Here is a 13,071-nt window from a genome sequence, read left to right on the forward strand (position 1 = left end):
TTCACCTGCTGCTGGAAGCAGAAGCGCCCGTCCGGGGGTAACACGGACGGGCGTTTCTTGCTGCCCGGACCGGCTGGCTGGCGGCGCCGCCGGGTCATCCGCCGATGCCGGTGACCGCGACCATCACCGGGACGATACCGATGATGAGCAGTGCACCGATGATGTCGAATACCACCCCGGTGCGGATCATCCGGATGATCGGAACCGTGCCGGAGCCGTAGACGATCGCGTTCTGGGGTGTCGACACGGGCAGCATGAACCCGAATGAGGCGGCGAACGTGGCCGCCAGGGCGGGCACGAACGGGTCAACCCCGATCGCGGTGCAGAGCGGGATGACAATGGGAACAACGACGGCGGCCGAGGCCGTGTTGCTGGTCGTCTCCGAAATGAGGATCGCCAGCATCGTGGAGAAGGCGGTGATCGCGACGATGTTCGTGACGGGAATGTTCTGGGACGCGGCGGTCCCGATGGTCTCCGCGAGTCCGGTGGCTGCCAGGAGTGAGCCGAAAATGATGCCGGTGCCGAAGAGGATGATGGTCCCCCAGTCGATCCTGGCGGCGTCCGCCCAAGTGAGCGTCGCGCGGCGTTCCTTCCAGTTCGTCGGCAGGATGAACAGCAGCGAGGCCCCGAGCACCGCCACGATGCCCTCGTCCAGCCGGTCGTCCAAAAGGGCATACAGCGCGGAGTCGGTGCCGGCAGCCAGGCTGACGACAGCCGGGAGCAACCAGAGGGTGACCGTGAACCCGAAGGCGATGAGGGTGTTGATTTCGGCACGCGACATCCTGCCCTGGGCTGCCCTTTGCTCACGGATGTAGTCCTCGACGCCCTCGATCCGGCGGACCTCGGGCTTGTTGAGCAGGAACATGATCAGGGCCAGCACCACGAACATGGCCAGGCAGAGGGGGGCCGCGGTGGCGGTCCATTGGGCGAAGGAGATGCGCTCGCCCGTTGCCTCCTCGATGAGGCCGCGGCCGATGAGGTTGGGCGGAGACCCCACCGGTGTCAGCAGGCCGCCGACGCTGGCGCCGTAGGCGAGCATCAGCATCAGCGCCGCGCCGACCCGCAGCCGCAGCGGGTCAAAGTCCGCCCGGACAATGCCGCGGTCCTGCATGAGCTGGCCGATCACCGCCAGAATGCCGAGTGCCGTGGGCATGAGCATGGCAACCGTCGCCGTGTTCGACACGAAGGCCGACAACAAACACGTGATGACACCGAACGCGATGATCACGCGGTAGGTGGACCTGGCCACGCCGGGGATGGAAAGCACGGCGAACGCCAGGCGCTGCGCGATGCCGTGCTTGAGCATCGCCTGGGCCAGGATGAAGGCGCCGATAAAGGTGAAGATCGTCGTCGACCCGAACGGCGCCAGAACATCGCTGGCCGGGGCCACGCCGAGGATCACCACAGCGGCAACCCCGAGCAGGCCTCCCACCGGAATGGGCACCGGCTCACAAATCCACAAGATGATCACTCCCAGCAGGACCGCCGCGAGCAGCTGTTGCGTCCGGTCCATCGGCACCGGAAGCAGCGCGAACAGGACCGCGACCGTGGGCGCCAGGAAGAATCCCAGTGTCTGCCGCGCCCGCTCGAACTTCTCCTCCTTGGGCGACAGCGTTTGTTCGCTGAGGCTCCGGAAGGTCTTCCCGCCGAGCAGGGCAGTGCGGACGTCCGTGCGCCCGGACAATTTCCGGGGCCCTGCAGGCAGATCCGTGGACATCCGCGTCCTTCCGTCATGGTGTTAGCGGCCGGCGCCAGTTCACAGCCGGAACGGAACACCTGGAGCCAAGCCTTCACATCTTAGAACGCACCGCCGGACGGGGGCCTGGCCGAGACCCAAGATCGGATTCCGTCACATCCGCCCGGACCCGGCGGAACAGTTTGACCGCATGTCAGAACAAAGTCTTGACTCTCCCGTTAGAGCGCTCTAACGTTGTTGGAACGTGACTTGGCACACTTGCCGAAATTTCCCTACCACCGGTCCATCCGATCGGGCCACACGATCCGAGGAAGCCAACAATGTCGTTGCACGCAGCACGCCCCACCGCACAGCGGAACAACCCGGGGTCCAAGCATCGCGGGTATCTCACCCGCCTCACTGTCATCTCAACTCTCGGCGGACTCCTGTTCGGCTACGACACCGGAGTCATCTCCGGTGCCTTGCTCTACATGCAGGACTCGCTGAACATGAGCCCCGTCGAGGAAGCCATGGTGGTCAGCGCCCTGCTGTTCCCCGGCGCGGCGCTCGGCGCGCTGAGCGGCGGGCGGCTGGCGGACACGCTCGGCCGCCGGGGCACGCTCCTGGTCTGCGCGCTGCTCTTTCTGGTGGGCGCCCTGGGCTGCGCAGTCGCCCCGACCGTGGGCTTCATGGTCGTGGCCCGTGTCATCCTGGGCCTGGGCGTTGGCGCCGCAGCCGTTACCTGCCCCCTCTACCTCGCGGAAATGGCCCCGGCACACCTGCGCGGGCGCATGGTCACCATCAACGAACTGATGATCGTGACCGGACAGATGCTCGCCTTTGCCATCAACGCACTTCTGGACACCCTCATCCACGATCCGGAAGTCTGGCGCCTCATGCTGGGCGTCGCATCCATCCCCGCCATCGCACTGCTGATCGGGATGCTCGTCCTGCCCGAATCGCCGCGCTGGTTCGCGATCCGGGAGCGTTTTGCGGACAGCCGCCGCATCCTCGACCTCAGCCGCAGCCCGGCAGAAGCCGACGCCGAATACAAGGAAATCGTCGACGCCGCCAACACAGCAAAGAGCGAGCGATCCCACGCATGGCGTGACCTGAAGAACAATCCGTGGATGCGCAAACTCCTGTGGATCGGCATCGGCCTCGCAGTCGTCCAGCAGGCAACCGGCATCAACACCGTGAACTACTACGCACCCTCGATCCTGGAACGCAGCGGACTCGGCGTCAGCGCGTCCCTGGTGGCCACCGTCGCGGTGGGTGCGACGTCGGTGCTGATGACGGTCCTGGGCATCTACCTGCTCGGCTTCATCGGACGGCGCCGCATGCTCGTCATCGGATTCTCCGGCGTCGTCGCCTCCCAGGCGATCCTCGCCGTCGTCTTCACGCTGCCGCAATCGGACTTCGTCAGCTACACCATCCTTGCCGCCATGATGCTCTTCGTCGCTTTCGTGCAGTGCTTCATCGGCACCTGCGTCTGGCTTCTGCTCTCCGAGATCTTCCCGATGGCCATCCGAGGTTTCGCCATGGGCATCGCCGTCTTCGCCCTCTGGACCGTCAATGCCGCCATCTCCTTCCTGTTCCCGATCCTCGTCGTCGCACTGGGCTCCACGGGGACTTTCGCGGTCTTCGCAGCGGTGAACCTCGCATCGCTGCTTTTCGTGTCCAGGTTCGTTCCGGAGACGAAGGGCCAGTCGCTCGAGGAACTGGAGGTGCACTTCCGCACCGGCAGCCTGCCCGTCATCGTGCCCCCGACGGCTTCCGGCGAGAAGGCCGCCGCTGCCAAGTAGGGGTTCGTCCTCGTCAGAGTCAGGACACTTTGGCCGCGATAGGCTTAGCCGCAGAAAGCGGCCGATCGTCGGGGAATGAAGTTCGGGGAGTGGAGTGAAGGACCAGGAAGCGGCCAAACGCCCCACAATCTACGACGTCGCGCGGGAGGCCGGCGTCTCCCGCGCCCTCGTGTCGCTGGTACTGCGGGGCTCCCCCAAGGTCAGCGAGGAACGAAGGCAGGCGGTTGCCGAGGCCATAGCGGCGCTCGATTACCGGCCGAGCAACGCGGCCCGCTGGCTCGCCAGCGGGCGCACAAGAATTGTCGGTGTCCTGCTCGACGATCTGGCCAACCCCTGGTTCGTGGAACTGCTCGACGGGCTGCAGAGCGTACTCGGTGACGAGAACCTGCGGATGGTCCTTAGCGATCCCACCTATCTGGCCCGGCCCGGGGAGAGCCCGGTGTCCGCGTTCATGGATCTCCGTGTCGACGGGCTGATCATCGCCGGAGATGTCCAGCACGATGACACGCTCGCGCGGGCGGCCGCGCACACACCGACCGTTGTCGCCGGAGCCCGCGCCGTGCAGCTCCCGCCTGCGGACATCGTCACCAACGACGACGTCGCCGGAGCCCGCCTCGCCGTCGAACACCTGATCGGACTCGGCCATCACAACATCGCCCACCTCAGCGCGCCCACGGAATCCGCGGGACTGCGGGCGGGCTCCTACCGGGACACGATGGCCCGCCATGGCCTCCAGGAGCACATCCGGGTGGTGCAAACGGACCTCAGCGAACACTCCGGCTTTGAGGCGATGAACAGCCTCATCCAAACCGGGCGGCCTCCCACGGCAGTCCTCGCCGCCAACGACATCCTCGCCGTGGGAGCACTCTCGGCTGCCGACGACCATGGCATCGGCGTTCCGTCGCAGCTCTCGCTCATCGGCTATGACAACACCTACCTGGCCGGAATCCGGCACCTTTCCCTCACCAGCGTGGATCCCGTCAGCCGGGAGGTCGGCATCCGCGCCGCCCAACTGCTCCTCCAACGAATGGCAGACCCCGCCCTGCCGCAACGCACCGAAGTGCTGACCCCGCGCCTGGTCGTTCGAAACAGCACGGCGCTCCCGCGCTGACGTCCCGGTGATCCGGGGTATGGAAGCTATTCGTCCTTGCCGATGTTCTGGATGCCGACAGGTTCGCCCTGCCGGGTGTTGGTCCGCTTCGTGATCAGCCACGTGATGAACCACAGCACGACGCCGATCGCCATCAGCCCCCCGGCGATCTGGTACTGAATGACGGGCCGGCCGACCCACGGACCGGCGAGGAAGGCACACAGCAGGGCCGCGACGAACGGCAGTTGCCCGGGCGAGGTGAAGAACACCTTGCGGTTGGGGTCCCTCTTGCCGCGGAGCACGAGGCAGGCCACATTCACCACGGTGAAGACGCACAGCAGCAAGAACGCCGTTGTGCCGGAGAGGTTCGCGACGACGTTGCTCTCCGGGTCACTGGTGACGTACCAAATAAGCCCCAGGGCGAGGACGGTCGAGAAAACGATGCCGGCCCACGGCGTACGGCGTCCCGGGAGGACTTTCCCCAGCGCGCGCGGCAGGACGTCCTGGCGGGCCATGCCGTAGATCAGGCGGCTGGCCATCAACATGTTGATCAATGCAGTATTGGCGACTGCGAAGACCGCGAGGAATGGAAACACCTTGTCGATCGGGAAATCCGGTGAGCCCTTGTGCACCACCTCGAGGAGCGCGGCGCCCTCGGCCTCCCTGATCCCTTCGAGTTCGGTGGGCGTGAGCACGGTAACCACAGACACGGCCACCAGCATGTAGAGGATCACCGCGATGCCGAGACCGGTCAGCATGGTCCGGGGGAAGATCCGCTCCGGATTCTGGGTCTCCTCGACCATGTTCACCGAGTCTTCGAAGCCGACCATTGCAAAGAACGCGATGGAGGTGGCGGCGGTGACGGCCAGGAACAACCCCTTGTCCTGGTGGTCGGTGAAGACGGTGATCTCCGCGAAGTTCCCGGTCCCCTGGGCAATCACGTAGAAGCCGACGCCGATCACGATGCACAGGGCGGTCATCTCGACCAGGGTCAGGACCACGTTGAACTTCACGCTCTCGCCCACGCCGCGCAGGTTGATCGCCGCCAACAGCAGCATGAAGCCCATCGCGACGGCGGTGACCGCTCCCTGTCCGGGCATGCCCATCCAGCCGTTGACCACAAAGCCCCCAAAAAGATTCTGGGCGAGTACATTCGCGGATGTCGAGGCGCTTGTGATGCCGGAGCAAACGACGGCGAACGCCACCAGGAAGGTCACGAAGTGGATACCGAACGCCTTGTGGGTGTACAGCGCTGCACCGGCCGCCTGGGGGTACTGCGTGACAAGCTCCAGGTAGGAGAAGGCGGTCAGCGTCGCGACCATGAACGCGAGCAGAAACGGCAGCCACACGAGGCCGCCGACCGTGCCGGCCATCGTTCCGGTGACGGCGTACACACCGGCGCCGAGGATGTCACCGACGATGAACAGCAGAAGGAGCTTGGGTCCCAGGACGCGCTTGAGTTCGGGTGGGTTACCTTCAGGAGTTGCGTCGAACACTTTGTCTTCAGTGGTGCTCATGCTTACCTCCACAACAGGTACGCGGCTCCCTGATGAGCCGCGGCCGGACTCCCGATCTTGATGTGACCTACTTCACCTTGGCCTTCCGGCGTCGCTTTGGCAACAACCAACGCTCGGAACCGCGGAGTCGCGCCTGGATCGGCCGAGAACTCCCGTTCCGTGGCGGCGATTCAGTAGCGCAGCTTCCGCTCAGCGACGAGGGTCGAGCGCGTCGAAGAGCCGCCTGACCGAGCCGCCAAGGTTCCACTCGGTGGCGAGGCGTTCGAGTTCGGCGCGCGACTCGCCGGCGACGGGGCACAGCTGAGCGCCCGCCTCTTCCAGCGTCGGCAGGTCTAGGTCGCGGACCACGTTTACGACGGCGGGCGCGACCGCGAGGTAGTCCGTGGCCGCTGCGAGCTTCGACCGCACGGACGCGGACAGCCCGCTTCCGGCGTCCGCCGCGGCTGCGAGCAGCCCCTCGAGGGTGCCGTACTCGCCAAGCAGTGTCGCGGCGGTCTTCTCGCCGATGCCGGCGACGCCCGGAAGCCCGTCGGAGGTGTCCCCGCGGAGGGTGGCATAGTCGGCATACTGCCCGGGCAGCACGCGGTACTTGGCGACGATGACGGCGTCGGTGAGGACTTCAAGGTTTTTCATGCCGCGCGCGGTGTAGATCACCCGCACCTGGCGGGCGTCGTCCACGATCTGGAAGAGGTCGCGGTCCCCGGTCACCACGTCGACGGGCAGCCGGGCGTGGCTGGCGTAGGTTCCGATGACGTCGTCGGCCTCATGCCCGGCCGCCCCCACGACGGCGATGCCAGCGAGCTCGAGCACCCGGCGGATCATCGGAATCTGCGCCTCGAGCGCGTCCGGCACGACCTCCACGTCGGGGCCGCCCGCGACCTCCTCCGCGACCCGGTGGGACTTGTAGCTCGGGATGAGGTCGACCCGCCATTGCGGGCGCCAGTCGTCGTCCCAGCACGCCACGAGATGCGTCGCGTCGTAGTCGGTGGTGAGCCGCGCGATCATGTCCAGCAGCCCGCGCACAGCGTTCACCGGAGTGCCGTCGTCGCGGCGGATCGTGTCGGGAACACCGTAGAAAGCGCGGAAGTACAGCGACGCGGTGTCGAGCAGCATCAGGCGGTCGGGCATACCTGATCCTGACACGGAAGAACCCCCCTGAGAACCCGGCTCGGGCCCGGACTGCCGTTCAGAGCTCTTGGTAGTAATACAGCATCGGCTCTGTGCCGGTGGGCTCTGTGTTGGTGAAACCGCGTGCTTCGTAGAATCGGCGCGCCTCACCGTCCTCGCCGTCGACGTTGATTTCGATCAACTCGCCGCCGCGGTCCCGTACCAGCTCGCATGCGGCGGCGAGCAGCGTGCTGCCCAGAAGCTGGCCTCGCAGGTCCGGACGAACGTAAAGTTCGTCCAGGATCGCGACCGGACCCCGGTACCAGACATTGAGCCGGAAGCTAAGCACCGCGACTCCGCCGGCCGGTTCGCCGACCAGCAGCACCACCACGTCCTCGCCCGTCAACAACTGGGCCAGCCGCGACGTCAGCTCCTCGACGCCCGGGCTGGGCGTCTCAAACTCGGTGTTGAAATCGTGGAGCATTCGGGCAACTGTCGCCGCGTCGGCCGGAGTCGCCCGGCGCGGCGTCCCGCGGTTTCCGGAGTCATCAGAAGTCACCGCTTCATCATGCTGGGCGCTATGAGCCCGCGTCCACCCTGGCGTTGGGCGCGGCCGCCGCACTTGCCTACTGACATGTGGAGCGGGCGCGAATAAACTCAGGCTTCCACGGGTCAATCAATTCGACGCCCCGACGGTCATCAGGGCCGATAGATCGCCGGGCTGAGCAGGGAGGCTAGCCATGGACTTCGCCCCGGCCAGTGAGCATCCGTTAGATCCATTTCCCCACTACGAGAGAATGCGCGAGTCCGCACCTGTCTTTCACGACGAGCAATCGGGAAGTTGGCATGTCTTCCGGTATGACGACGTGCAGCAGGTGCTCTCGGAACATGCCAGGTTTTCCTCCCGGATGCAGGGCGACGATCCATCCGAGACAGGCCACCTGTTCGCGTCGAGCCTGATCACCACCGATCCCCCGCGGCACCGGCAATTGCGCTCCCTGGTGACCCAGGCGTTCACGCCGAAAGCTGTGGACGCGCTGGCTCCCCGCATCACGGAGCTCACGAACGAGCTTCTGGAGGGGATCGCTTCGCTCGGAACAGCGGACCTGATCCAGTCGTTGGCGTACCCGCTGCCGGTCATCGTGATCTCGGAACTCATGGGCATACCTGCCGCTGACCGTGACCGCTTTAAGCAGTGGTCCGACGTCATCGTCAGCCAAACGCGGACCGGAGCGACCACTGAGGACCATCAGGTCACCAACCAAGAGATGACCGGGTACTTCCTGGACCTGATCGAACGGCGACGGAGCCGGCCCGGCAATGATTTGATCAGCAACCTGCTCGCCGCCGAAATTGACGGGCAGAAACTGAACGTGGCCGAGCTGCTGGGCTTCTGCGCCCTGCTGCTCGTCGCCGGGAATGAAACAACCACCAATCTGATCGGCAACGCGGTTCTGTGCTTCACCGAAGTGCCCGGCACCATCGAACGGTTAGTGCAGGAACCCTCCCTGATTCCCCCAGCCATTGAAGAGGTGCTCCGCTTTCGGTCCCCGGTCCAGTCCATGTACCGGGTGGCGGCTGCCGACACCACCCTGGGCGACATGGAGATTCCGGCCGGCGCCCCGGTGGTGGCGTGGATCGGCTCCGCGAACCGCGACGAGCGGCAGTTCGAGCGGGCAGCCCAGTTCGACATCGACCGCGGCCAGATCCGGCATCTGGCGTTCGGCCACGGCATTCACTTCTGCCTCGGTGCCCCGCTGGCAAGACTGGAAGCAAGGATTGCACTGGAGGCAGCGCTGACGCGGCTGCCCGGACTGACCCTCGCCCCTGCGTCGCACCTTGAACGGATGGACAGCACCATCGTCTATGGGGTGAAGACGCTCCCGGCCAGCTGGCAGGCAGCCTGACCGCAATGGCGTCCATGCAGCTGGTCTGGCTGGGACATCCGATCGTTGCTAGCGTGGCAAAATGAACCCGTCGAAGGCTCCTGCCGAGATCCTCAACATTGCCGGCACCGAGGTTCGCATCTCGAGTCCGGACAAGGTGGTGTTCCCCGACCCCGGGCTGACCAAGCTCGACGTCGTTCGCTACTATCTCGCCGTAGCGGATGGTGCCCTGCGGGGCGCCGGCGGGCGCCCCATGGTGCTCAAGCGCTTCCCGAAGGGGATCGGCGCCGAGCCGTTTTTTCAGAAGCGCGTGCCTGAAAACCACCCCGACTTCATCCACACGACGACGCTGCACTACGCGTCGGGGACGTCAGCCGAAGAGGCCGTCATCCGGGATGCTGCGGGCTTGGCGTGGGTCGTGAATCTTGGATGTCTGGACCTCAACCCGCACCCCGTGCGCGCCGAGGATCTCGAGCACCCCGACGAGCTGCGGGTCGACCTGGACCCGATGCCGGGGGTCGGCTGGTCCCAGATCGTCGACGTCGCCTATGTCGCGCGGGAGGTGCTCGACGACGTCGGACTCGTGGGGTGGCCGAAGACGAGCGGATCGCGCGGACTCCACATTCTGGTGCGCATCGCGCCCCAATGGTCCTACCGCGACGTGCGGCTCGCCGCCGAGACCCTCGCCCGCGAGGTCGAGAACCGCGCTCCGGGCCTCGCCACCGCGCGGTGGTGGAAGGAGGAGCGCGGCGAGAGTGTGTTCGTCGACTTCAACCAGAACGCCAAGGACCGCACCGTGGCATCGGCGTACTCGATCCGCCCCCTGCCCGACGCCCGGGTCTCGACTCCTCTCACCTGGGACGAGGTTGGCTCCGCCCGTCCGGAACAGTTCACGGTGCCCACGGTGCTCGAGCGCTTCGCAGCGATGGGCGATCCCCACGCCGGCATCGACGACGCGACCGGCTCACTCGACGGGCTCCTTAGCCTGGCCGCCGAGCTCGGCCCCGCGGAAAAGCCGCCGCGCGGCGGCGACGGCTCGGGCCGCCGGCAGTCGGTGATGCCGCTTGTCGAGGTGGCCCGGACGAAGACCAAGTCCGAGGCGCTCGCGGCGCTCGACGAATGGAAGACCCGGCATGCGGACCTTGTCCCGGCCCTGCATCCCGCCGACATCCTCGTCGACGGGATGCGCGGATCGAGCTCGCTCTGGTACCGGGTGCGGGTGAACCTGCAGCACGTCCCCGAGAATGAGCGCCCGCCGCAGGAGGAGCTCATCGCTGACTACGACCCGTGGGCGGGCAAGGACTGGCCGGGGTCGAGTGCGGGCTCGGCGTGATCCTCCCCCCGGAGTCTTCCGTCGGGCAGCAGCGCGCACACTCGTCCGGCGTGACCTGGGAATTTCGCCAATCCAGGTCCATGCGCGGATGAAGCAATCCGCACCCTGCCGAGCGTCATCTGGCCATCGATCTGCCCCAACCGAGACCTCCCCCGGCGTTCACGGTGGCATCCCAGCAAAAGGTGCCAGCATGGGGACATGACTAACGCTCAAGGTCTTTCCGGCTTCTTCCGGCGTCCCCAGCCCATCCAGCCCAAGGCCGGTCAGGAATCGGTGTGGGACTACCCGCGGCCGCCAAGGGTCGAGCCGCGATCCGAACGGGTTATCGTGCGGCTTGGCGGGCTTGTAATTGCCGACACCACCGATGCAGTGCGCGTCCTGGAGACGAGTCATCCGCCTGTCTACTACTTGCCATTGGGCTCGTTCCCTGCCGGTGTACTCGTCCCGGTCGAGGGCACCAGCTTCTGCGAGTTCAAGGGCGAAGCGCACTACTTCGACGTCGTTGCCGGCGGAGTCGTTGCTCCCCGTGCGGGGTGGACCTACCCGAAACCCGCCCGGGGGTTCGGGGCGCTCAGTACCCGGGTGGCCCTCTACCCGGGTCACATGGACTCCTGCGAGGTCGACGGCGAGCAGGTGACCTCCCAGGAAGGTGACTTCTACGGCGGTTGGATCACCACGCAGATCGCTGGCCCGTTCAAGGGTGGGCCGGGCACTGCCGGGTGGTGAGCACATCGCGAACCGGAGCAACCTGCCGGTTTGCCGTTGCCTCCCGGATCAAAAGAAGAACCCGTTTGCCTTGCCGGTTTAGGAGTCGACCTTCGGCGTTTCTCCGGTCCGAAGCTCATCGCCGTGGGCGATGACCGCGTAGATGATCAGCACGTCGATGGCGATGACGATGAGGGACCACCATGGCTGCGCCGGAATGAGCATCAGTTGAACGACCGCACTGACGCCCGCAACGACGACGGCAACGATGCGAGCCCACGTTGCACCGGAGAAGAGCGCGACAGCGGTGAGGATCAAGAGCACCCCGAGAGCCACATTCCACCAGCCCCAACCCTTCGCATCGAACATGAACAGCGCGCCCTGGGTCGACAAATAGTACGTATCGGGCCCGGTGAGCGCGACGAGACCTTGAAGACCGCTGAAAACGCCGTTGATGATCAGAATGACTCCGGCAAAACGGACCCAACCGGTCCAGCCAGTTGAAGCGACGGGATGATGGGCAGTACTCATTTTGTCGACCGCTTTCCGTTGAATTCTCTGCCGTCGACCTCATGGTCGGCGCAGTCGTGTCGTGATGCTAATACCGATTACGCTGATTTTCCTCACAGTCCGGGCCGGTAAATTGAGATCCGACGGACCGCCTCAGCTCCATCCTGTGCCCCCGTGAGGTGCGGCACCTCATCCGCGCCGGGTGACCTCACGCACCGGGGGTAGGGCTTGTGATCCTGTTCCGGCAGTTCGGCGGCGCCGGCGGGGAGGTTGTCCAGGCCGTGGAGCTGCCCGGATGCGCGGTGAAGAACAGCAGCCCGTCAGGGCCGAGAGGCCGGAAACGCGGTGCCGGCGCTGGGCGGGCTGTGACCGCAGCGTGCTCTTGACGCAGCCCGGGCCACAAGGGTAGACAAGGGCCATCCCGGTGTCGTCGCGGGGGTCACGACCGCAGAACAAACGCGGGCAGCGCGGGGACCGTCATTCTGAACCACGGCGGAGCAGCGGATTGAGGTGTGAGCGATGACCGGATTAGCTGTCCTCCGCGTCGCGGCGCTCGGCTGGGCAGGCGTCATCGCCGCGGAAGCAGGGATTGCGGACGAATGGGGGTACTACTTCGGCGTCTTCGTGATTGTGCTGGCCCAGTGCGCCGGGGTCCCGCTGCCCGCCGTGGCCGTCCTGCTTGGGGCTTACGCCTCGGCGCGGCACGGAGATCTGAACCTTGCTGCCGTTATCGCAGTCGGCAGCCTGGGCGCCATGCTCGGGAGCACCATTGGCTACATTCTTGGGCGGGTGGGGGGCCGTCCGTTGATGCTGCGACTTGCACAGCGCTTCCACGCCGACGAGAATCGCATCGTCCAGCTGGAGTCGTTCTTCGATCGGCACGGCGGCAAAGCCTTGTTCTTCGGCCGCTGGGTGATCGTCGTCCGGCTCTGGGGCGCCATTGCCGCCGGGTCCGCCAAGATGCCGTGGCCCAAGTTCCTGCTGTGGACCATCACAGGGTCCATCGCCTGGGTCGCGAGCCTCAGCGTCCTCGCCTATCTGGCCGGGGCGCTGGCCCATGCGATCGGTGACGCTCTCGACATCGGCGGCTGGGTGCTGGTCCCCATCGTCGTGCTTGGCCTGGTGATCGTCTGGCGCCGGCGCAGACGCCGGAAGCTCAAGCCAACGAAAGGGTCAGGGGACGGCGTGCCCGACGCCTAATGAAGCCCGGGTCCAAACTGTCCCGCCCGAGATCCTCGGCCCCGACACTTGAACGTCCGGCACCTGATTGCCGTGAGGCTGATGAATATCGGCTCAGCGATGGACGCAGCACCTCAGAAGTGACCCTTCACAAGGAAGGGCCACCCGGATAGGTTTTGAGTGTCGCCAGGACAGTCAGTGTGTCGTTGACTACATCCTGCCTGCCGGCTGCAGATCCTAGGAAACAGGGATTCACGAAGGAGT

11 protein-coding genes are annotated in these 13,071 nt (G+C 65.8%); 6 read left to right on the top strand and 5 right to left on the bottom strand.

Annotated elements, in window-relative coordinates:
* Nucleotides 1-94: 94 nt before the first annotated feature.
* On the bottom strand, nt 95-1,717 hold the full coding sequence (locus ACZYZ5_RS10960; protein WP_463901751.1) for an SLC13 family permease: 1,623 nt from the start codon (nt 1,715-1,717) through the stop codon (nt 95-97).
* Nucleotides 1,718-2,016: 299 nt separating this feature from the next.
* Between ACZYZ5_RS10960 and ACZYZ5_RS10965 the strand changes: the two genes are divergently transcribed.
* Both ACZYZ5_RS10965 and ACZYZ5_RS10970 read left to right on the top strand, forming a co-directional pair.
* Nucleotides 2,017-3,480: a sugar porter family MFS transporter gene (locus ACZYZ5_RS10965; protein WP_463901752.1), complete on the top strand. Its 1,464-nt coding sequence runs from the start codon at nt 2,017-2,019 to the stop codon at nt 3,478-3,480.
* 94 nt (nt 3,481-3,574) lie between these two features.
* Entirely contained in the window at nt 3,575-4,591 is a 1,017-nt protein-coding gene (locus ACZYZ5_RS10970; RefSeq protein WP_463901753.1) for a LacI family DNA-binding transcriptional regulator, read from the top strand.
* Nucleotides 4,592-4,617: 26 nt separating this feature from the next.
* On the opposite strand, the gene ACZYZ5_RS10975 is transcribed toward ACZYZ5_RS10970, so the two are convergent.
* The 3 genes from ACZYZ5_RS10975 to ACZYZ5_RS10985 form a co-directional block, all read right to left on the bottom strand.
* Complete coding sequence (locus ACZYZ5_RS10975) at nt 4,618-6,087, bottom strand: APC family permease (RefSeq protein ID WP_463901754.1); 1,470 nt, start codon at nt 6,085-6,087, stop codon at nt 4,618-4,620.
* 189 nt (nt 6,088-6,276) lie between these two features.
* Nucleotides 6,277-7,215 carry a 5'-3' exonuclease gene (locus tag ACZYZ5_RS10980; protein WP_463901755.1) on the bottom strand — a complete coding sequence of 313 codons (939 nt, stop codon included), beginning with the start codon at nt 7,213-7,215 and terminating at the stop codon, nt 6,277-6,279.
* 58 nt (nt 7,216-7,273) lie between these two features.
* Nucleotides 7,274-7,753 (bottom strand): GNAT family N-acetyltransferase, encoded by a 480-nt coding sequence (locus ACZYZ5_RS10985; RefSeq protein ID WP_463901756.1) that lies wholly within the window; start codon nt 7,751-7,753, stop codon nt 7,274-7,276.
* A gap of 238 nt (nt 7,754-7,991) precedes the next feature.
* Here ACZYZ5_RS10985 and ACZYZ5_RS10990 point away from each other — a divergent pair, with 238 nt between their 5' ends.
* The 3 genes from ACZYZ5_RS10990 to ACZYZ5_RS11000 all read left to right on the top strand — a co-directional run bounded on the left by ACZYZ5_RS10990 (nt 7,992) and on the right by ACZYZ5_RS11000 (nt 11,139).
* Nucleotides 7,992-9,101 (top strand): cytochrome P450, encoded by a 1,110-nt coding sequence (locus ACZYZ5_RS10990; protein WP_463901757.1) that lies wholly within the window; start codon nt 7,992-7,994, stop codon nt 9,099-9,101.
* 61 nt (nt 9,102-9,162) lie between these two features.
* Nucleotides 9,163-10,413, top strand: coding sequence for a non-homologous end-joining DNA ligase (gene ligD / locus ACZYZ5_RS10995; protein WP_463901758.1), 1,251 nt, complete (start codon nt 9,163-9,165; stop codon nt 10,411-10,413).
* Nucleotides 10,414-10,611: 198 nt separating this feature from the next.
* Nucleotides 10,612-11,139: a DUF427 domain-containing protein gene (locus ACZYZ5_RS11000; protein ID WP_463901759.1), complete on the top strand. Its 528-nt coding sequence runs from the start codon at nt 10,612-10,614 to the stop codon at nt 11,137-11,139.
* Between the two features lie 78 nt (nt 11,140-11,217).
* Here ACZYZ5_RS11000 and ACZYZ5_RS11005 read toward each other — a convergent pair whose 3' ends face one another.
* Complete coding sequence (locus tag ACZYZ5_RS11005; RefSeq protein ID WP_463901760.1) at nt 11,218-11,649, bottom strand: DUF7144 family membrane protein; 432 nt, start codon at nt 11,647-11,649, stop codon at nt 11,218-11,220.
* Nucleotides 11,650-12,147: 498 nt separating this feature from the next.
* Here ACZYZ5_RS11005 and ACZYZ5_RS11010 point away from each other — a divergent pair, with 498 nt between their 5' ends.
* Entirely contained in the window at nt 12,148-12,828 is a 681-nt protein-coding gene (locus ACZYZ5_RS11010) for a DedA family protein (protein WP_463901761.1), read from the top strand.
* Nucleotides 12,829-13,071: the final 243 nt, after the last annotated feature.

The organism is Pseudarthrobacter ribosi, assembly GCF_055412865.1.

What these genes read in the sequence shown, in the direction of transcription:
- ACZYZ5_RS11005 (WP_463901760.1), bottom strand. Translation starts at nt 11,649, where the DNA reads ATGAGTACTGCCCATCATCCCGTCGCTTCAACTGGCTGGACCGGTTGG.
- ACZYZ5_RS11000 (WP_463901759.1), top strand. Translation starts at nt 10,612, where the DNA reads ATGACTAACGCTCAAGGTCTTTCCGGCTTCTTCCGGCGTCCCCAGCCC.
- ACZYZ5_RS10975 (WP_463901754.1), bottom strand. Translation starts at nt 6,087, where the DNA reads ATGAGCACCACTGAAGACAAAGTGTTCGACGCAACTCCTGAAGGTAAC.
- ligD (WP_463901758.1), top strand. Translation starts at nt 9,163, where the DNA reads ATGAACCCGTCGAAGGCTCCTGCCGAGATCCTCAACATTGCCGGCACC.
- ACZYZ5_RS10960 (WP_463901751.1), bottom strand. Translation starts at nt 1,717, where the DNA reads ATGTCCACGGATCTGCCTGCAGGGCCCCGGAAATTGTCCGGGCGCACG.
- ACZYZ5_RS10990 (WP_463901757.1), top strand. Translation starts at nt 7,992, where the DNA reads ATGCGCGAGTCCGCACCTGTCTTTCACGACGAGCAATCGGGAAGTTGG.
- ACZYZ5_RS10980 (WP_463901755.1), bottom strand. Translation starts at nt 7,215, where the DNA reads ATGCCCGACCGCCTGATGCTGCTCGACACCGCGTCGCTGTACTTCCGC.
- ACZYZ5_RS10965 (WP_463901752.1), top strand. Translation starts at nt 2,017, where the DNA reads ATGTCGTTGCACGCAGCACGCCCCACCGCACAGCGGAACAACCCGGGG.
- ACZYZ5_RS11010 (WP_463901761.1), top strand. Translation starts at nt 12,148, where the DNA reads ATGACCGGATTAGCTGTCCTCCGCGTCGCGGCGCTCGGCTGGGCAGGC.